Below are 19,832 nucleotides of genomic sequence, written 5' to 3' on the forward strand. Positions count from 1 at the left end.
CTGATATTGTAGAGGCTTACAGGCACCAGTGCTAGAGAAAAATCAGCGAGGCGCTTTTGCCTGTTTACGTAACTTTAATTGTTTCTGCTGCACGCTCAAACTGGCTTTAACTAGCTGTTCTACATCCGTATCAAGGATTTGAGTAAACTCAAGCACATGGTTGAATTGGGTATGTGAAGGATGAAGCTCCGAAGTTATCGATTCAGAAGCTGTGACTGTAGCAAAACATATTAGCGCGACTAATTCTTCTTTGATGTGCAGAGAAACTTTAAATTGTGCTCCAATATTGAGGGCGCTATCGCTAATGATGCTAATACCACTGCCACCAAAGTGCGTACCGGAAAAACGTTCACCTTCATGTTCTTCTTGTTCTAAAACATGCTGCAGTACTATGTCTATTTTACGTGACTGTAGTTTGAGGTAATCGACTACACTTTTAGCGTCATCATCTAAATGTCTGAGCTGAATCAAGCAGTCTGCTTCCAGACTTTTTACTTGACTGATCAGCAATAAACCAGCGGGTAACATGGCGCGTAGTTCATCTTCTGTGGGTAATGGTTCATCTTTTGGCCAAGAAGAAAGATAGGCACTAAAGCCATGCTTAATACTAAAATAGGGAGTTGATTCAGTGAACAAGGGATTTCCTCTTGTTTTTATATAGCTAATACCCCTATTATCGTGCGCATCTTAATGATTTAGCAAGGCTGATTAATTATTGGGCCTGTAGGAAACTATGAATCTGGCGTTATCTTCACATATTGGCTTTCGTTATTGGCGTGCAAGAAAGGCTAATGGCTTTGCCTCTTTTATTACCTTTTTTGCCGTTTCGGGGATCTTACTTGGCGTTGCAGCATTAATTATAGTGAGCTCTGTGATGAATGGCCTAGAAGGTCAATTAAAGCAGAGGATTTTAGGTGCGATCCCTCAGTTAACTGTTCATTCTGCCACTCCTCTTGATGATTGGCAGTCAGAAGTCGAGGCATTAAAAACCTTAAAAGGCGTGCAGGGAGCAACCCCCAGCATTTCAACTCAGGCTATGGTTCAATCTCATTCCAATATCAGTGCTATTGAGCTATACGGGATTTATCCTAGTTATGAGCATGCACTGCTTAAAACCATGCAGCGAAGTTTTAATGGCAGTTTCGAACAGCTTGAATCGGGTAAGTACCGAGTGGTCTTAGGCTCTGAGCTGGCTAGAAGGTTAGATGTCTCTGTAGGCGAACGTGTGCGTTTACTCAGTGGAGAAGGCGTGGTGTATTCGCCATTAGGGCCGGTACCGAGTCAACGAAAATTTGTCGTGGCTGGTGTGTTTGAGATGGGCTCCCAAGTTGATGCAAATCTGGCTTACATACATTTCGAAGACGCACAAAGATTGATGAGACAAACTCCAGGTGAGATAAAGCAGCTGCGTTTATATCTGCAAGACCCTTTTAATGCTGCCAAATTACGACCCGATGTTGTTTTGTTGTTTAAGGCTAAACAAATAGATGTGACAACGACGGATTGGCGTGAGTCCTATGGTCATCTTTTTGGTGCCGTGAAAATGGAAAAAAACATGATGTCATTGATGCTGAGTCTTATTATTGCAGTGGCAGCATTTAACATAGTATCGGCGCTTGTCATGATGGTCGTTGATAAAACTGCCGATGTTGCTGTGTTAAAAACACAAGGGCTTAGCACATTCGATGTGATGGGGATCTTCATGATCCAAGGCTCCTTAAACGCCATCATTGGACTCATTTGTGGTTTAGCTATTGGGATTGGGCTGACATTAAACCTTAATAGCATTCTTAACAGCTTAGGGGTTTCTATTTTGGGTGCAGGTCAGTCTTTACCTGTCGAGTTGGTGTGGGGACAGATGGGATGGATTGTTATTGGTACATTGGCTATTTCTTTTATGGCTACTGTATATCCCGCACTAAGGGCCGCAGCGGTTCAACCTGCAACGGCGTTGAGATACGAATAACTCACTTAAGTGGCAGTTTATTAAGGCAGCATCCTATTAAGATAATATTGCCTTTAGTCATGATTAAACGTCTAACTCGGTTTAATTCTCGGCTTAGGGATTTGAAAAGATAAACTCGTTCATATGATTTTATCGAGATAAATCATATCGAATAAATAAAGAGTGACAGAATATGCAAGAGCGATTGCTAACAGTAAAAAATGTCAGTAAAAGGTATACCGAAGGAAGCGTCGATACCCAAGTATTGAACGCAGTAAATCTAGATGTTTTTAAGGGAGAACAACTGGCTATTGTTGGAACATCTGGATCAGGAAAGAGTACCTTACTGCACATCATGGGAACCTTAGATAGGCCTAGTAGTGGTCAAGTGACATTACTAGGTGAAGATCTTTATGAACTGACAAGTAAACGCCAGTCACAGATCCGCAATCAAGATTTAGGCTTTATTTATCAATTTCATCATCTATTGCCTGAGTTTACAGCCCTGGAAAATGTCGCTATGCCGGCGTTAATTCAAGGTGTTAATCGTGAACTCGCTCATCAAGAGGCTAGAACCTTGCTCGAACGTGTCGGACTTGGACATAGGTTGTCACATGCCCCTTCAGAGATGTCTGGTGGTGAGCGGCAGCGAACAGCGATTGCTAGAGCACTGATCAATAAACCCAAGTTAGTACTCGCTGACGAGCCAACCGGTAATCTTGATGCCAGCAGTGGTGAGGCAGTTTATGAGCTCATTCAAGAGCTCGCGACTCAATTTGGAACCGCATTTGTTGTGGTGACCCATGATACAAAGCTCGCAGCCAGAATGGATAGACAACTGCAAATGAAAGATGGTTTCTTACTGAGTCCTGATGAAGACAAGTTTAAGAGTGAGGCTTCATGAGTCAGTTGCTGTCTATTTGGGTCGGTTGGCGTTTCTATTTAGCAAGGCAATCCAATAGTTTTATTAGTTTTATCTCCTTTGCTTCCACAGCGGGTATCGCTCTGGGTGTTGCGGTCTTAATTGTGGTGCTGTCGGCCATGAATGGCTTTGAACGTGAATTAGAAGAGCGCTTACTTGGGGTTGTCGCTCATGCAGAACTCAGTGGTGTTAACGCCCCAGTGCAGAACTGGCAAGGCATAGCTGATGATGCAGCAAAAATTCCAGGGATCATCGCTGCAGCGCCGTTTATACGACTCCAAGGTTTAGTGCAAAAGCCGGGTGGTTTTCAAGGCTTGTCAGTTTTGGGTATCGATACAGAGCAAGAGCAAAAAGTATCGATTATTTCAAAATTTATGTCCAGCTCGGCCTGGACGAAATTGTCAGAGAGTAATCAAAATAATATTGTTCTCGGGAAAGGGCTTGCTGAAGCATTAGGCATCGATGTCGGCGACTCCTTGAGCTTATACATGCCCGATATACAAGCTGCAAATAGCAACACTTCACGCATAGGAACAGCGAAAAGCTATCGATTTGTCGTGGCGGGTGTATTCGAGCTCGGTGGGGAATTGGACCTGTCGACGGCATACGTGCCTATGGAGTACGCTGCGTCTATTCTGAAAATGGAAGAGGGCGTGTCGGGTGTTAGAGTTAAAGTTGATAAAGTCTTTGAAGCACCAAGATTAATCAGAGAATTAGGTTATAGCCAACAGCAGTATTTATACTTGAGTGATTGGACACGTACTCAAGGGAACCTTTATCAGGATATACAGCTGGTCAGGGTTGTGATGTATTTAGTTTTAGCGCTAGTGATTGCTGTTGCCTGTTTCAATATCGTATCAACGTTAGTGATGGCTGTTCGTGATAAACAGTCTGAAATAGCAATCTTACTCACCATGGGGATGAAACGAGCCTCCATTATGATGATTTTTATCGTGCAAGGCGCACTCAATGGATTATTGGGTTGCCTGCTTGGTGGGGTTTTTGGCGTGTTAGTGGCCGAGAATTTGAGTAAAATCGCCTCGTCAATTGAGAGTTTACTCGGCATTAAATTTCTATCCGCGGATGTTTATTTTATCGATTTTCTCCCTTCACAGCTCAATATGGCAGATGTTTTTACTGTACTGATATTAGCCTTTGTAATGAGTCTGCTTTCGACCATCTATCCCGCCTGGAAGGCGAGTAAGACTCAACCTGCGATGGCGCTTGCCGGAAGGTAATTGTTACGCGAGAGAACGGCTATAGTCATATTAGGCGCGCCAATTTATTCGTAGCTAAGCCGTTTTCTATGATTGAGGAGTAACGGGCTGGTTAATCGAGGCACCGACCACATATGGTCGGTTTTGCTTGAGCCGCTAATATTGACCCTTGTCACTAATGCTGGTTACGACTCTTCCATTTAAACAAAATTGAATACTTCCACAGTGCCTTTATCAACAGATAACCACAAACAGCAAAAATAGTCCCCAATACTAAACAACCCAATAAAAAGGGTGGGCCTATGGTGAATACAGAAGCTTCAACCCATTGCCAAGTGGCTTCGAAGGCGAACTCTTGTGGTGGGTGACTGAGAATTTTTGCCCCTAGCATATAAGCTGCGTAAAACATAAATGGCATAGTGATGGGATTGGTTATCCACACTAATGCTACCGCCAGAGGCAGATTACAGTTAAACACAATGGCTAAGGCGGCGGCTAAGACCATTTGAAATGGCATTGGCATCCAAGCAACAAAGAGTCCAACGGCGAATGCCGCAGGGGCTGAGCGACGATTCAAGGTCCATAAATTCGCTTTATGAAGTAACTTCCCAAACATCTGTAAATGTTTATGGTTTCGTAGTGTTTCAGGTTTAGGCATAAACCTTTCAATGATTTTTTTTGGCATAGATTGCAATTACTGTCTTAACTTATTCAGTATGAATCGATTTATGATTGGTTTCAGCGTTACCATTATATCCACTCTGCTGTGGCCATTGTTACCAACAGCATCACTTTATATCACCTCAGTAGTGGTCGGCTTACTAGTGCTAAAACGCGCTCCAATTATAGCTGGAACGCTACTCGCTGTTGGGTGGGTATCTATTTTTGTCCAACTCTTATTGTTTGTTGAACCACCGAACAGAGCACAAAATATAATCGTGAGGGGCGAAATCATATCACTAGTTCGCTCAAACAGCGACTGGGTTAGTATGGATATTCGCCTGTTGAAATTAAAAAATGTTAATTTGTTGCCAAAAGCACTCAGGGTGACGTGGCAGCATGCACCTAAGGTAACGGTAGGTGAACAGTGGGAATGGGTTATTCAGCCCAAACCCATTACGAGTGTATTAAACCAAGGTGGTTATAACCAGCAACGCAGTTTACTCAGCAAGCATATCGTCATGAAAGGCCGAGTCATATCTGGTTCTTTGATAGGCCATGTTGATACACCTAGAAGCCAAATTATTACTCGCTTAACGCCTTTAATGATGCAGTTGGATCATGGTGACTTGATCTTAGCGGTTTTAGTTGGCGATAAAAGCTTGATCAATGAGCTGAGGTGGGCTGCATTACGGGTGACGGGAACGGGTCATTTGATTGCAATATCTGGCCTGCATTTGACCGTTGTTGCAAGTTGGGTATTTATTTTATCTCAAGTTATTCTCAGTCGTTACCTTGTCTGTGTCAGCCGAAGAAACTTATTGATAGCAGGTTTTTTATCGGCACTATCTGCCGGTGCTTATGCATATCTTGCGGGCTTTGCACTACCGACTCAACGTGCACTAATCATGTTATTGCTACTGCTTTTACTTGCTGCAGTTAAGCGTTACTCATCACCCTGGGAGCGCTTGCTTTATGCACTGTTTCTCATTCTCTTATTGGACCCTCTTAGCAGTTTAAGCGCGAGTTTTTGGCTGTCATTTTCAGCGTTAGGGATCATCCTACTGACTATCAGTCAACAGAATAAGCAGACATCAGAACTCAGAGAACTCGGGATCATTAACAGACGTCACACCCATAAAATGGCACTTTTTTGGTCGATACAATGGCGTTTAAGCCTTGGGCTTGGCATTTTACAGGCAATACTGTTTGGTGGGATTTCTGCCTATGGCTTACTGTTTAACCTTATTTTGGTTCCTTGGTTTAGCTTAATTGTGATCCCCTTGGCTATGGTGAGCTTTGGGCTATGGATGCTCGCAGGGCTGATTAGCGTCGATATTCATCCTATTTTTTACCTTGTTGATATGAGTCTATTGCCTATGAGTCTTGGGTTTGAACTGGTTGACACGCTACCGAGTGCTTGGATACGAGTATCAAGTCATATGATAGCGTGTTTAGGATTCTTCTTGCTCGGAGTATGGTTAGCACTCAAAGGGACGCTTGTTAGGTGGAGACTGGTATCCTTGACCCTATCGTTACCATTAATTATTACCCTAATAAATGAGCAGCTGAGTCTATCCGCTAGCGAATGGAGACTGCATTTGTTGGATGTCGGTCAGGGGTTAAGCGTCGTCATAGAAAAATCGGGTCATGGTTTGATTTATGATACGGGAGCGGCCTATGGCAGCGACTTTACCTATGCCGAGCGGGTTATTTTGCCTTTTCTTCACAGTAAGGGAATAAACCGCATTGATTATCTGGTGATCAGTCACAGTGATAACGATCATGCTGGTGGGGCTAAAGTGATTCTTCAACATTTTGAGCAGACGACCCTGATTAGTGACTTACCCTATGTGTTTAAATCTAGGGAAGAGATACATCAGTCTGGAACATTTGGGCTGAATAAGCACTCTGAGGATATTTATCGTCACTCACTACTTAATTGCCGTCCTAAGCGGTTAGATTGGCAAGGACTAACGCTTGAAATATTAGCACCTCTGCAAGCGAGCAAAGGAAACAATGGCTCTTGCGTGTTGAAAGTGTCTGATGGAGAGCATCAAGTGCTATTAACTGGGGATATAGAACATAAAGCTGAATATTTATTGTTACAGCAATCAATAAACCTCTCTAGTGATGTGTTAATTGCACCTCATCACGGCAGCCGTACGTCATCAACTCAAGCCTTTATAAATACAGTATCGCCTAGCTTAGTACTTATACCCGCTGGCTTTAATAATCGATATGGTTTGCCTAAACACGATGTTGTTGAACGCTACATTGCTAGCGGGGCTGAAGTGATAACCACAGGAAAGGAGGGGCAGGTTAGTATAGTTTTTCGGCACGATAAACGTCTTATTACAACTTACCGCTCCGATTTAGCGCCTTTTTGGTACAACAGCTTGTTTAGGTTTGGTGAGTTGAAAAATACAGAGTAGAATGCATTTTTTGAATTATGAATAGACCCGTTAATGTCAAACTCTTCAAATCAAGAATCAAAGAATGAAGTCTGGAGCGTTTTTAAACGCCTGATGGGTTATATAAAGCCATTGAAAGTAGTGTTTGCTTTTGCTGTTTTGGGCCTAGTGATGTACGCCGCAGTTGATGCAACATTTATTGCTGTGATTAAACCCTTTATCGATGGTGGTTTTGGTGGCCAGGCCGGTGAAGTGACTTCAGCTGTGGGTGTCGGTGGTGTCGATCTAGGGACCAGTGAAGGTTTTGGTGCATCCAGTGATGTGCTCATGCTAGCACCTATTGTTGTTATTGTATTATTTAGCCTTAGAGGCTTAGCCAACTTCTTATCGACCTATTGTATCTCATACATGAGTGCGCGTTTGATCATGGATATGCGCCAAGAGGTATTCGAACATTATCTGACACTTCCTGTCAGCTATATCGACAGAGAAAACTCAGGTAACCTTATTTCCCGTGTGACCTATGACACTGAACAGATTGCCAGAGCAACCGGTAGTGCACTGATCAGCATAGTCAGAGACAGTATTACTGTGGTCGGCATGTTGGCTATCATGTTCTTTTACTCCTGGAAGCTATCTCTTTGTATTTTGGTCATAGGTCCCATCATAGGTTTGATCATCTCTATCGTCAGCAAGCGATTTCGCAAGGTCTCTAAGCGAATTCAAACCGCAATGGGTGGAGTGACTGCTGCAACAGAGCAGATGATTAAAGGGCACAAGAATGTTTTGGCTTTCGGCGGGCAAGAAACCGAATCTCACCGTTTTGCTGTAGTGAATGAACAAAATCGTTACCAGAATATGAAGTTGGCAATGGCACAATCAATAAGCCAACCGCTTGTAATGGTGATTGGTTCCTTTGCATTGGCTTTCGTTCTTTATGCTGCAAGTTTTGAGGGAATGCAAGAGGAGCTGACTGCAGGTACGTTTGCGACAATTCTTGGCGCTATGCTCGCAATGTTGCAGCCGATTAAAAATTTGACCAGAGTGAACGCTGAGTTTCAACGCGGTATTGCTGCCTGTACCACCATTTTTGAGCTATTAGATACTCAGCCCGAAGTTGATACTGGCCAGTATACGGTGGATAGAGTGAAAGGTAATTTGAGCTTTAATCAGGTGAACTTCCGCTACCCTGATCAAGAGAGGCTTGCCTTAGAGCAGATTGACTTTACCGTTAAACAAGGCCAGACCATCGCTTTAGTAGGGCGTTCAGGTTCAGGTAAATCTACGATAGCAAGTCTTGTGACGCGTTTTTACACTGGGCTTGAAGAGGGCTCAATTGAGCTTGATGGTGTCAATATCGATGATTATGACTTGAAGTGCCTGAGAAATCAGGTGGCATTAGTCTCTCAACAAGTGACATTATTTAATGACTCTATTGCCAACAATATCTCATATGCTTATCCCGGTGAGGTGACAAGGGAGCAGATTATAGAAGCTGCAACTCTTGCCCATGCTATGGAGTTTGTTGAGTTATTACCAGAAGGGTTAGATACCCAAGTCGGTGAAAATGGTGTTTTACTTTCTGGTGGACAGAGACAAAGAATAGCCATTGCGCGGGCTATTTTACGTAACTCACCTGTATTAATCCTCGATGAAGCCACATCAGCATTAGATACAGAGTCTGAGAAGGCCATTCAGTTAGGCTTAGATAACTTACGTCACAATAGAACTTCGATAGTGATTGCTCACCGACTTTCAACCATAGAATCTGCGGATCAAATACTCGTCATTGATCAAGGTAGAGTCGTTGAGCGAGGCGACCATCAGTCTCTTATCGCTAAAAAGGGTATCTATTCTAATCTGTATAACATGCAGTTTAGCAATTAATTTATGCAAGAGTTTGTCAATAAAGTTTGGTATCCGAACAAAAATACGCCTCTTGCATATAAAGTGTTTAAGCGCCTTTTGTTACCATTATCTCTACTTTTCTGGTTAGTCAGTGGTGTTAGGCGCGTCTTGTTTAAATGTGGGATAAAGCAAACTTTCGCATTGCCTGTGCCGGTTATTATCGTCGGCAATATTACGGTTGGCGGCAGTGGTAAAACACCCATGGTTATTTTTCTTATTGAATTAATGAGAAAACATGGCTTGAAACCTGGGGTGATCAGTCGAGGCTATGGTGTTGAATTTGAGGGTGTGAAAAGCGTTGAGCGCCATATGTCGGCTGCTGAAGTGGGTGATGAGCCTGCTATGATTGTTGCAAGAACGGCTGTACCTATGGTGATTGGCGCTGACAGAGTTAAGGCCGCGAAAGCCTTGATTCATTCTGGGCAGGTTGATGTCATCATTAGTGACGATGGTTTGCAGCATTATCGTCTTGAGCGAGATATTGAACTCTTGATCCTTGATGGAGAACGACGTTTTGGCAATGAAATGTTATTGCCTTCCGGTCCGCTAAGAGAAGGGGTGTGGCGCGCTAAGCATGTTGATTTCACCATAGTAAATGGAAAGGCTCATGATGGAGAATTTCAGATGAGTCTGCAGCCTCAAGCTATTCAGCCAGTTTCCGCTTCAGGCAATGGCACTTTTGTACCATGCCCTGTGGTCGCTGTTGCTGGGATAGGCAATCCTCAACGCTTTTTTAATACATTGCATGAGCAGGGGCATACTTTAACTAAATGTCATGAGTTTGAAGACCATCAAAAGTTTACGCTTGAATTACTCACTCAAGTGGCAGGCGAACAAACCATTTTAATGACAGAAAAAGATGCGGTTAAGTGTCGCGATTTTGCAAAAGATAACTGGTGGTATTTAGCTGTTGATGCCAAGCTACCGACAAAATTTGAAGTGAACCTCATGGATAAACTCCATCGAGTTATTGTTGAAAAAGAAGGAAAATCAGATGGCGTTTGATAAAAAACTATTAGAAATTGTTGCTTGCCCGGTCTGTAAAGGCAAACTGGATTACGATAAAGCCAAACAACAATTGATCTGTAAAGCTGACCGATTGGCCTATGCCATCAACGATGGGATCCCAGTTTTATTGGAAAATATGGCTGAACCATGGAAAGATGAAGCGTAAGCTGTAGCTTAATGAATAAACGCTCCTGTAGGGAGCGTTTTTCATAGTAGTAGTGTTTATATCTGCTTGGCCTACTCATTTTTACTTCCTCTTGCTTAAAGCTGACTTCAGCTTCATTTTTATTTTGATTCGCTTATTGTCCTCACTTAAAAGCCCATTTACACTGCAACTCCTCTATAACTAAAATTATAAAAATCAATAAGGGATATATTGTGAAAAGAGCTATTTTTACATCATTTTGTTGTTATCTTTTTTTGTCAGCCCAACCTGTCATATCGGCACAACACGTCTTCGACTTTGATATAAAACAGTATAAAGAAGATACAAAAATACTCGCCAGTGATGAGTTTGGCGGAAGGGCGCCTTTATCTGCTGGAGAAAGGTTAACGCTAGATTATCTGGTTAACTCTTTTAAAGATATCGGTCTAGAGCCTGGCTATAAAGGTGACTATTTACAAGCTGTCCCACTGGCAGAAATTAATGCCGATCAAGATATGACTCTTGCTATCGATGGAATGACATTTATCTCAGGTGATCAGTTTACAGCCAGAACCCAGAGGATCATTGATCACGTTGAACTCAAAGACAGCGATTTGGTATTTGTGGGCTATGGTATTAATGCACCTGAGTATGGCTGGAATGATTACAGTGGGATTAACGTAAAAGGAAAAACGGTCATTGTTTTAGTCAATGATCCAGGCTTTGCCACTCAAGATGATAACGTGTTTAAAGGCAACGCTATGACTTATTACGGTCGCTGGACATACAAGTATGAAGAGGCAGCCAGACAAGGCGCTGCAGCTGTTTTCATCGTTCATGAAACAGCACCAGCAGCCTATGGTTGGGGTGTGGTGCAAAACTCGAATACGGGTAGCAAATATACGTTAATCGACGATAATAATAACCTGAGTCAAGTCGGGGTTATGGGCTGGGTGCAGCATGACGTAGCCAAACTAATTTTTACTAAGGCTGATCTCAATTATGAAACCTTGAAGCTCGCGGCCCGTAAGCCTGATTTCAAGGCCGTGGATCTAAAGATGAAAGCAAATTTGGTATTGAAAAATACCATAGTGAAAGCTGAGTCTTACAATGTCGTTGCCAAACTACCTGGTAGCAATAAGAGTGATGAGACGCTTGTGATGCATGCCCACTGGGATCATCTGGGCACTAAGCTAGATGCAGAAGGAAATAAGCAGATATTTAATGGTGCAGTCGATAATGCCTCAGGTGTTGCTGGCGTACTTGCCTTAGCTAAAGCGTTTAAGGCGAAGGCTGACCAAACCCCTTTTAAGCGAGATATATTATTTACTAACTTTACCGCCGAAGAAACAGGCCTTATCGGTGCCCAACACTTCGCTCTTAATCCACCAGTACCCACTAAAGACATGGTTGCTTTTCTCAATATCGATGGCATGAATGTTAATGATGGTGTGGATTACATCTTAGGTTATGGCCAAGGAGTATCTGAACTAGAAGGTTACCTAAAAGATGCCAGCTCTGAGTTGAAACGCCATGTTAAAGCGGATCCTCGTCCGCAAAATGGTTTGATGTATCGCTCAGACCACTTTGCATTAGCCCAGCAGGGAGTGCCAGGTTTGCTATTTATGAGTTTAGGCGATACCGATCCTGATTACATTGCACACAAATATCATAAAGGGCAGGATGACTATGATGAAACTTGGTCTCTTGGCGGAGTAAAACAAGATCTAGCGCTTATAGGCAGTATTTTAGCTGAGCTTGCTAACAATGAAGATTGGCCAAGATGGCTCGAGGACTCTGATTTTAAGGCGAGACGTGCAGAGGATAATCGTTAAGCCGTTTCGATGACCTTGATTGCTATTGATTTCATGAGGGAGCACTGAGCGTCGTGCTTCCTCTTAATACCAATTGGTATGAGTATCTTGATAAGTTACTCTTTTAACCCTTCATAGAGCGTATTAATCCACTTTTCTTCTGTGATAAAAGCCCAGCTCCAGTCAATTTTACCTTTAGGTATTCCTTCAAGCTGAATTTGTTCCAGATCCATGCCAGACGAGAGTTTACTCTCCATCCAGTTGATGGATTTATCGAGCATATGTTTAAAGCGGATCAGGTCGTTTCTGGTCGCGAGCGAACCGTGTCCTGGGATCACTTTAGTGTCGGTATTTATTTTTCGGATCATGGCTGCAACATTGTCACGGTATCCCTTCACTGAGCCACCCGCCTTGAGGTCGATATAGGGAAACCTATCTTTAAAGAAAAGATCGCCCATATGGATAACGCTCTTATCTTCCCATAACACCACACTATCTCCATCCGTATGGCCTGGTCCCATATGGATTAAATGCAGTGTCTCCTCATTAAAATGAATACTGGTTCCCTCATGATAAGTCACTGAAGGAAGACCAGCAGCTTTATAGCTGTTATCACCAGATAATCGTTTCAATACATTATGATGGGCGAAAATAACGCTATTCATGCCGAAGAGGTTGTTCCCACCAGTGTGATCGCCATGATAGTGAGTATTAACAACATATCTAGGTAAGCCTGGTTGAATTGTCGATAATGCTGCAACAATTTTTCCCGATAGGGGAGCAAATTGATTATCTATAATTAAGATCCCATCTTTACCCGCTGAAACCCCAATATTGCCACCAGAGCCAGTTAACATATAGCTGGTTTCAGAGAGCTTTTGTTTGCTAATTTCTACATCAGCGAATCTATCGGCGAATGAAACTTGAGACAGTAAGAGACCCAGCATAAGAGTGCTAATTTTGAGTAGCCTGCATGATCGCATTGCCTGTTACCTCTGTTGTTATTATTGTTGTTAAGGTTATCCGATAGTTACATTTTACTGTGTCCCTGTAAAGGAAAGGGCTGCAATAGCAGCCCTCATTTAATTACTCGTCACTCATATATTTATACCAATTCCATTAAACATATGATCAATTCAGAGCTTTCTCAGGGCTTTAAATTCAAGGCGCATTGTTGACGAAATGGTTATTCCCTTTCGAGGCAATGCAACGCAGAAGTAGAAGCCCTGAGAAGCTCACGAAGTGCGGCTGATGTTTAAAGCTAAGGGAAAAACACTTTAAGCTGCGAAAGTGGCTTTCGATATACGACTGCATGGATGCAGAAGGTAGGGCGAAGCAGGATGCCAGAGCCGAGAATAACTATTAGCTTCAATCCCCTTATCTTGCCTACAGCGTTTTTAACTCCCGCTGAATGGTCACTTGTTTAATGGAAATGGTATTAGATCTATGATCAATATGCCCAAGGCATAAGCCTTCTAGAAAGACTATTTGCACGTCCTAGTCGTACCGCTGAGTTATATCGCATTCTATAAAGCGCCTGATAACAAAGTGGCACTAGATATAAGCTAGTGACGGTTGAGAAAGTTAAACCACCGATAATGGCAATAGCCATGGGGGAATATGATGGACCTCCGCCGCCGAGTTGGGTATCTCCCATTGCCAGTGGAAGCAATCCTAATACCGTTGTGCCAACAGTCATTAATACAGGTCGTAAACGTGAAATACATACCTGACTGATAGCATTTGATAATTTGTCTAACTCAGGCTGCTTCTGGTTAATCTGATCCACCAAAACAATGCCGTTGTTAACGACAATTCCCATCAGGATCAAGATACCAATCATCACCATGACACCCATCGGAGTCCCACTAATCAGTAGCCCCCAGAAGACGCCAGTGATAGAAAACAAGATCGAGGTGATGATAGCTGTCGGTAGCAGTAAAGACTCGAACAGTGCCGCCATCACTATGTAGATCATGGCTAATGCCAGCAACATGTTAGTCGCCATTACCGCCTGGTCTTCATCTTGTTTCTCAAAGCCTCCTCTGAGTGAATAACCATAACCTGCAGGGAAATTGACATTTTCCATGACTTCGGTAATTTTTTCTTGTGCTTCTTCGGTGGTTAAGTCATCAAGATTGGCGCCAATAGATAGTGCTGTTTGTCTATCGTAATGGCGTATGGTGTCAAACCTTGGCGATATTTGAATATTGGCTAAGCTATCTAAGGTATATACACGGTTATCTATTCGAATAATCGGTAATTGCTTCAAGCGTTCGAGGGACAAACGCCACTCTTGTTCAAAAGACATCTCGATACGTAACTCTCCATTTGGATCATGGCGGAACGAACGAAGTTGAGTGCCTCTTAGCGCCATAGAGATACTCGATGCAATTTCATTGAGTTTAAGATCGAGTCTAGCAGCCATTTGACGATCAATCTGGATAACCACTTCCTGTTGCGCACCACTGAGTTCAGATCTTACATCAGTCAAACCTTCAATCTTAGATAATAAAGGGATCACGTTGTTACTGATCTCAATGAGTTCACTGGTAGAGCGACCTGTCAAGGTGACTCTCAAGCCATTGTTACCACCGCCCCAACCGAATTGAGGCTTTGCAATTGAAAACTTTGGAAAACCTTCACGTATGGATTTTTTCAATACCTTCATGTCAACTTCGGTGTCTTCTTTTAAAATTAATGTTGACTGACCACGATCTGGTGAATAGTAGCTATAGACAGAATCGATATGGAATTCATCTTTATTAGCATAAAGGTACTTTTCCATCTTAGTGATCATCGCTTCAGTCACATCCAGATTATGACGACCTTCAACTTGGTAGTTGATGTAGAGCTTATTGTTACCTTCTCCGTCAGATTGATCTTGCTTAACCATGGTCAATGGCAAAGCGGTTGAGGCTAAGATGATGATTGAAATAACGCCAGACGTGCGCGAGTGAGCCAGTATCCAATCTAAGCTTTTATGATAAAAATATTTCAGCTTACTCTCTTTTACCTCTGCCTCAACTTCAATGTTCATTCTACTGAGCATTAATGGCAGTAGTGTCTTAGCCACAAGCAATGAGGCTGCTAGTGAGATACAGATAGCAATAGCGACGTGTTCTAAGAAAATGGTGAGTTCAACTTTTACGCCAAATATATTAGGCAGGAATACTATTGCAGTCGTTAGCGTTCCGGCTAACACGGCGAGTGCTACTTTATTCACACCACTAAGCACGGCGCTGTTGTTGGCCTCTTTATCCATGTTATTGCTAGCCGATGGATCTGCAGCAACTTGTTTCTCCTGCAGTACACTTTCGGTGACCACAACGGCATTATCAATAAGCATACCGACAGCGAGCAATAAGCCCATCATCGAAAGGATATTAAGGCTGTAGCCGAGAAGATACATTGCGGCCAGCGTCATACAGATTGAGATAGGCACAGAGGTGACTACCACCAGTGTCATCTTTAAATTTCTCAAAAATAGATATAACACGCCAAAAGAGAGTAGGGCACCAATGAGCCCCGCGGTGAGCAAATCATTGAGTGATGATGTCACCCCATAAGCCTGATCTTCCATGACAAAGAGTTTAATGCCATCAAATTGTTGATCTTGCTTGGCACTCTCGATGACCTTCATCACCCGCTCAGACACTTCAACTAAGTTGGCCCCAGACTCTTTAAACACATCTAAGCCCACGGCATAGTTTTGATCTAAATGACGCCCATCTAAACGCTCTGGCAGTGAAAATGAGATGTTGGCAATATCACCTAATGTCACACCAGGTTTCAAGACGACGGCATGAATGTCATCCAAGTTTCTAAATTCGCCTTTTGGAGAGACTTGATAGACTCTTGCATTAGCTCTTAAAATTCCAGCACTGACAATAAAGTTTTCTTGTTGCAGTCTTTGGTTCAGATATTGGAGAGAGACGCCACTGGAAGACAATTTGTCTGCATTGATGCGAATCTCTATCTGTTTTTGCTCAACACCATATAAGGTGACTTGAGACACACCTTCAACTCTTTCTAACGGGCGCTTTAATTGTTTATCGAGTAAGTCGAACGCACCTGATAGTTCACGGTCACTTGAAATTCTCAAGTTAAGCACAGGCATATCAGCGGTACTGAACTGTCTGATAAAGACCCGTTCAACATCTTTAGGGAGTAGATGCCTGACAGCATCTATTTTCTCACGCGCCTCAAGACTCTTGGTCGCGACATTTTCTCCCCACTTCATTCTGAGTTCTATCTCTGCGCCATTTTGTGAAGAGCTAGATCTTAGCTCTTCAATACCGCCCATGGTTGCCAGTGATTCTTCTAAAATACTGGTAATATCACGCTCAACTTCAGCTGGTGTCGAGCCTTTATATGGCACCTCAATGTTGACCTGAGGCATATCTATGCCTGGAAACATCTCCAGTGGCAGTAAGCGACTCGACGCTAAACCAAACAGCAGAATAGCCACGAAGAACATGCTGGTGGTCACAGGCCTAGATATTGCTAAACGGGTGAGATTCATGCCTGACCTCCTTCACTTGTAAGCAATGCTTCTTGTGTATCTTTGGTCTCTGGTGAGGCATATTCCTTACGATCGAACAGGGCGTACAGCACAGGGATCACCACTAATGTCAGTAGTGTCGATAGTAGCAAGCCAAATATTACCGTAATGGCCATAGGGGCACGAACTTCTGAGCCATCACCCAAACCAAATGCCATCGGAGAAAGACCTAAAGCGGTCGTCAGTGTCGTCATTATAATCGGACGTAAACGAGACTTTGCTGCTTCAGAGATGGCTTGCATCTTCTCAACGCCATCGGCTCTTATCTGATTAATACGGTCGACCAGCACGATGGCATTATTGACCACGATACCTGCTAGCATGATGAGTCCAATAAATACCACCACACTCAGATGAGTATTGGTGATATAGAGTCCTAAAATACTGCCGCCAACAGCCATTGGCACGGCAATTAAGATAAGCAGTGGGTGTAGCAGTGACTCAAACTGACTGGCCATCACTAAGTAGACTAAAAATACAGCCAGCACTAAGGCTATCTGTAGCGACTGGAATGAATGCTCCATCTCTTCATTTTGACCACCAAATCGCGCCTGTATAGAAGTCGGCAGTGTTTGATTAGCTAGAATTTCTCTGGCTTCGAGCACTGCTTCATTTAAGTCACCATAGGCTAAGTTTGCCGAGACGATAGCGACTCTTTGCTGGCTGATTCGGTTAATGGCTGAAGGGCCTAGCTTTAACGTCACATCGGCAACAGCGCTGAGTGCAATAGGGCGATTGCTATCTGGATTGATGATCATGGCACCGATATCACTGATCTGATCACGCTCTTCGATTTCACTTCTGACTAGAATATCAACTTTACGATCTCTGACTGTGTATTGACTTGCGACAGTGCCGCCAATGCGTTGCGCAATTCTGTTGGCTACAGTAGGCGCATCCATGCCTAGTGATGCGAGTCTTTCATGGTCGAAGCGAATACTTAACTCAGGTTGTCCGTCTCTGAGGCTGGTATTGAGATCTGCAAAGCGGTCTGAATCTGAAAGGGCATCAATTAAGTTGTTTGATGTTTGCTTGAGTTGGGCTAAGTCATAACCTATAAGCTCAATTTCGAGTGGTGTTTTAAAGCTAAAGAGCTCAGGATGTTGAATTTTGGCTTCAAGCTCAGGGATCCGCATCGCAGTGGTTCGCAGCACAGAAGCTACGGCCTCAAATGCGTTATGGTCGGCTAGGACGACCTGTAATCGGCCCCAGTTTTCACCCCCACGTGAAGTATCTGATGTCATCAATCCGCCACTACCTGCTTGGCTATATGCATGTTTAACATCTTCTCTGTCCTTGATTGACAATGCCAAGGTACGAAGTACCTTGTCAGTTTCTGACACCTCAGTGCCTGGTGTCAGTAGGATCTCGACATAGAATTCACCTTGATTCATTGGAGGAATAAGCTCCATTCCCAGTTTAGGCACGAGTAAACCAGTTCCCGCAGTCACTAAAATGGCAATAGATAAGGTTAACACCTTAAATTTAAGCGCTAACGCGAGTAGACGATGATACACATGTTCAAGCTGGCGGTAACACCAATTAAATCCTTGGCTCAGTGGGCGCATAAACAACCCGGTGAACCAAGACAGCAGGCGGCCAAACATAAGCGCTAAGGTTAACAGGGCACTGGGTAAGTAACTGAATAAGACGATGAAGGGAAAAGAGAAAACCGTGGCACTGTAGTGTGTTAACTTGCCCATTTTAGTCTCAGGTGTTGGCTTCTTCTCTTTAGCGAGTAGAGGCGGCAGAGACTTTATCCCTTCTCGAGATGCCAACATAGGGATGGTTGTGAGCGCGACGAGTAGCGAAGCGAGCAGTGCAAAGGTAACTGTAAGGGCCTGATCTGAGAAGAGGGCACCGGCAACCCCGTCGACAAAGACTAATGGCACAAATACAGCTAGTGTTGTTAATGTTGACGCAAATATGGCTCCAGAGACTTCTTTAGTACCAGTTACTGCAGCTTCGAGTTTACTCATACCCTGCGAGCGGCAGCGATCAATATTTTCCAGTACAACAATGGCATTATCTACTAATAAGCCCACCGCCAGGGCTATTCCACCCAGAGACATGATGTTTAAGCTGATATTGGCAAAATACATCATGTTAAATGTGGCTATTACCGAAAAGGGAATAGAGATAGAGATGATCAGCGTTGGAATGATGTCTCGTAAAAATAGATAGATGATCAGCATAGAGAGTAAACTCCCTATTAACGCAGCCGAGGTGACCTCACTGACCGCACTTTCAATGAACTCAGATTGATCGTAGATAACCGTCAATTCAGATTTAACGTTATTACTATTTAGTGCATCCAATGCAGCTGTGACTTTTCTTGCCACTGCAACGGTATTTGCATCGCCTTCCTTGTAGATGGCCAGCTCGATAGATTCTTGATCGCCTATCCGAGTAATATCATTACGTTCCTTATGAGCATCAACAATTTCGGCCACTTCGAACAAACGCACTAAGGTCTGAGCATCACGATAAACAATGATCTGGCCCAGCTCTTCGAGTGAGTTGAATTGATTAAGGGTTCTAACAAGGTACTCTTTATCCCCTTGTATGACTTTACCTGCTGAAAGGTTAATATTTTCTTCAGCAATACGGTTACGAATTTTATCGGCATTTAAATTCAGTTGTGTCAGCTTCTGCTGGTTAAGCTGAATATGAACTTCTTGCTGTAAACCACCTGAAAGCCTGACTGCGGCGACGCCAGTTAAAGACTCAAGTTGGCGCTTGAGCTCTTCGTCTGCATAAGTCCTCATCTGTTTCAGCTCAGTATCACTGGCTTCAGGTACCGACAGTGCAAGGCGAACGATAGGATCAAGGTTTGGATTAAACCTGAGTAATAGTGGCTTTTTGACATCCAAAGGTAGAATGATGGTATCTAGCTTCTCTCGTACATCAAGGCTAGCCATATCCATGTCGGTGCCCCATTCAAACTCAAGGACGACATCTGACATGCCAGATCGTGAAATGGAGCTGATTTTTCTTAGGCCTTTGACTATGCCAGCGGCTTCTTCAATGGGTTTTGAGACTAGCTGCTCGACTTCGACCGGTGCAGCTCCTACATACTGAGTACGTATGGTGATGGTGGGATAACTCAAATCGGGTAGTAATTTGACTGCCAGACGTGAGAACCCAACCATACCAAAAAGGATAACTGCTAGCATGAACATCCACACTGTGACAGGTCGTTTTACCGATGTTTTTATAATAGACATAATTCGGT

At 43.3% G+C, this 19,832-nt stretch carries 13 protein-coding genes; 8 read left to right on the forward strand and 5 right to left on the reverse strand.

Annotated elements, in window-relative coordinates:
• Window positions 1-42 precede the first annotated feature (42 nt).
• Complete coding sequence (locus FM038_RS09055) at window positions 43-636, reverse strand: hypothetical protein (protein ID WP_142870403.1); 594 nt, start codon at window positions 634-636, stop codon at window positions 43-45.
• Window positions 637-733: 97 nt separating this feature from the next.
• On the opposite strand from FM038_RS09055, the gene FM038_RS09060 reads away from it, so the two are divergent.
• The 3 genes from FM038_RS09060 to lolE all read left to right on the forward strand — a co-directional run bounded on the left by FM038_RS09060 (window position 734) and on the right by lolE (window position 4,105).
• On the forward strand, window positions 734-1,966 hold the full coding sequence (locus FM038_RS09060) for a lipoprotein-releasing ABC transporter permease subunit (protein ID WP_142870404.1): 1,233 nt from the start codon (window positions 734-736) through the stop codon (window positions 1,964-1,966).
• Between the two features lie 172 nt (window positions 1,967-2,138).
• Entirely contained in the window at window positions 2,139-2,849 is a 711-nt protein-coding gene (lolD, locus tag FM038_RS09065; protein ID WP_142870405.1) for a lipoprotein-releasing ABC transporter ATP-binding protein LolD, read from the forward strand.
• Window positions 2,846-4,105, forward strand: a complete 1,260-nt coding sequence (gene lolE, locus FM038_RS09070) for a lipoprotein-releasing ABC transporter permease subunit LolE (RefSeq protein ID WP_142870406.1) — start codon at window positions 2,846-2,848, stop codon at window positions 4,103-4,105. Before lolD ends, lolE begins: the two co-directional genes overlap by 4 nt.
• 154 nt (window positions 4,106-4,259) lie before the next feature.
• Here lolE and FM038_RS09075 read toward each other — a convergent pair whose 3' ends face one another.
• Entirely contained in the window at window positions 4,260-4,769 is a 510-nt protein-coding gene (locus FM038_RS09075) for a DUF2062 domain-containing protein (RefSeq protein WP_142870407.1), read from the reverse strand.
• 31 nt (window positions 4,770-4,800) lie between these two features.
• Between FM038_RS09075 and FM038_RS09080 the strand changes: the two genes are divergently transcribed.
• From FM038_RS09080 to FM038_RS09100, 5 genes are all read left to right on the forward strand, one after another.
• Window positions 4,801-7,179, forward strand: a complete 2,379-nt coding sequence (locus tag FM038_RS09080; protein ID WP_142870408.1) for a DNA internalization-related competence protein ComEC/Rec2 — start codon at window positions 4,801-4,803, stop codon at window positions 7,177-7,179.
• Between the two features lie 33 nt (window positions 7,180-7,212).
• A complete protein-coding gene (msbA, locus tag FM038_RS09085) occupies window positions 7,213-9,045 on the forward strand; it encodes a lipid A export permease/ATP-binding protein MsbA (RefSeq protein WP_142870409.1) in 1,833 nt (610 codons plus the stop codon).
• Between the two features lie 3 nt (window positions 9,046-9,048).
• On the forward strand, window positions 9,049-10,071 hold the full coding sequence (gene lpxK, locus FM038_RS09090) for a tetraacyldisaccharide 4'-kinase (protein ID WP_142870410.1): 1,023 nt from the start codon (window positions 9,049-9,051) through the stop codon (window positions 10,069-10,071).
• Window positions 10,061-10,240, forward strand: coding sequence for a Trm112 family protein (locus tag FM038_RS09095; protein WP_142870411.1), 180 nt, complete (start codon window positions 10,061-10,063; stop codon window positions 10,238-10,240). Before lpxK ends, FM038_RS09095 begins: the two co-directional genes overlap by 11 nt.
• Before the next feature lie 254 nt (window positions 10,241-10,494).
• The gene (locus FM038_RS09100; RefSeq protein ID WP_223293087.1) at window positions 10,495-12,054 is read left to right on the forward strand and encodes a M28 family metallopeptidase; all 1,560 of its coding nucleotides are present in this window, start codon (window positions 10,495-10,497) and stop codon (window positions 12,052-12,054) included.
• A 95-nt stretch (window positions 12,055-12,149) separates the two neighbouring features.
• On the opposite strand, the gene FM038_RS09105 is transcribed toward FM038_RS09100, so the two are convergent.
• From FM038_RS09105 to FM038_RS09115, 3 genes are all read right to left on the reverse strand, one after another.
• Entirely contained in the window at window positions 12,150-12,980 is an 831-nt protein-coding gene (locus FM038_RS09105) for an MBL fold metallo-hydrolase (RefSeq protein WP_142870412.1), read from the reverse strand.
• Between the two features lie 503 nt (window positions 12,981-13,483).
• Complete coding sequence (locus FM038_RS09110) at window positions 13,484-16,558, reverse strand: efflux RND transporter permease subunit (protein ID WP_142870413.1); 3,075 nt, start codon at window positions 16,556-16,558, stop codon at window positions 13,484-13,486.
• Entirely contained in the window at window positions 16,555-19,824 is a 3,270-nt protein-coding gene (locus tag FM038_RS09115) for an efflux RND transporter permease subunit (RefSeq protein ID WP_142870414.1), read from the reverse strand. The genes FM038_RS09110 and FM038_RS09115 overlap by 4 nt, the downstream gene beginning before the upstream one ends.
• Window positions 19,825-19,832 lie beyond the last annotated feature (8 nt).

The sequence above is a fragment of the Shewanella eurypsychrophilus genome, assembly GCF_007004545.3.
Taxonomy (GTDB): Bacteria; Pseudomonadota; Gammaproteobacteria; order Enterobacterales; family Shewanellaceae; genus Shewanella; species Shewanella eurypsychrophilus.

Bases quoted from the DNA above. Each gene is read 5' to 3' on its own strand.
- FM038_RS09060 (WP_142870404.1), top strand. From the start codon at position 734: ATGAATCTGGCGTTATCTTCACATATTGGCTTTCGTTATTGGCGTGCA.
- lolD (WP_142870405.1), top strand. From the start codon at position 2,139: ATGCAAGAGCGATTGCTAACAGTAAAAAATGTCAGTAAAAGGTATACC.
- lolE (WP_142870406.1), top strand. From the start codon at position 2,846: ATGAGTCAGTTGCTGTCTATTTGGGTCGGTTGGCGTTTCTATTTAGCA.
- FM038_RS09075 (WP_142870407.1), bottom strand. From the start codon at position 4,769: ATGCCAAAAAAAATCATTGAAAGGTTTATGCCTAAACCTGAAACACTA.
- FM038_RS09080 (WP_142870408.1), top strand. From the start codon at position 4,801: ATGAATCGATTTATGATTGGTTTCAGCGTTACCATTATATCCACTCTG.
- msbA (WP_142870409.1), top strand. From the start codon at position 7,213: ATGTCAAACTCTTCAAATCAAGAATCAAAGAATGAAGTCTGGAGCGTT.
- lpxK (WP_142870410.1), top strand. From the start codon at position 9,049: ATGCAAGAGTTTGTCAATAAAGTTTGGTATCCGAACAAAAATACGCCT.
- FM038_RS09095 (WP_142870411.1), top strand. From the start codon at position 10,061: ATGGCGTTTGATAAAAAACTATTAGAAATTGTTGCTTGCCCGGTCTGT.
- FM038_RS09105 (WP_142870412.1), bottom strand. From the start codon at position 12,980: ATGCTGGGTCTCTTACTGTCTCAAGTTTCATTCGCCGATAGATTCGCT.
- FM038_RS09110 (WP_142870413.1), bottom strand. From the start codon at position 16,558: ATGAATCTCACCCGTTTAGCAATATCTAGGCCTGTGACCACCAGCATG.
- FM038_RS09115 (WP_142870414.1), bottom strand. From the start codon at position 19,824: ATGTCTATTATAAAAACATCGGTAAAACGACCTGTCACAGTGTGGATG.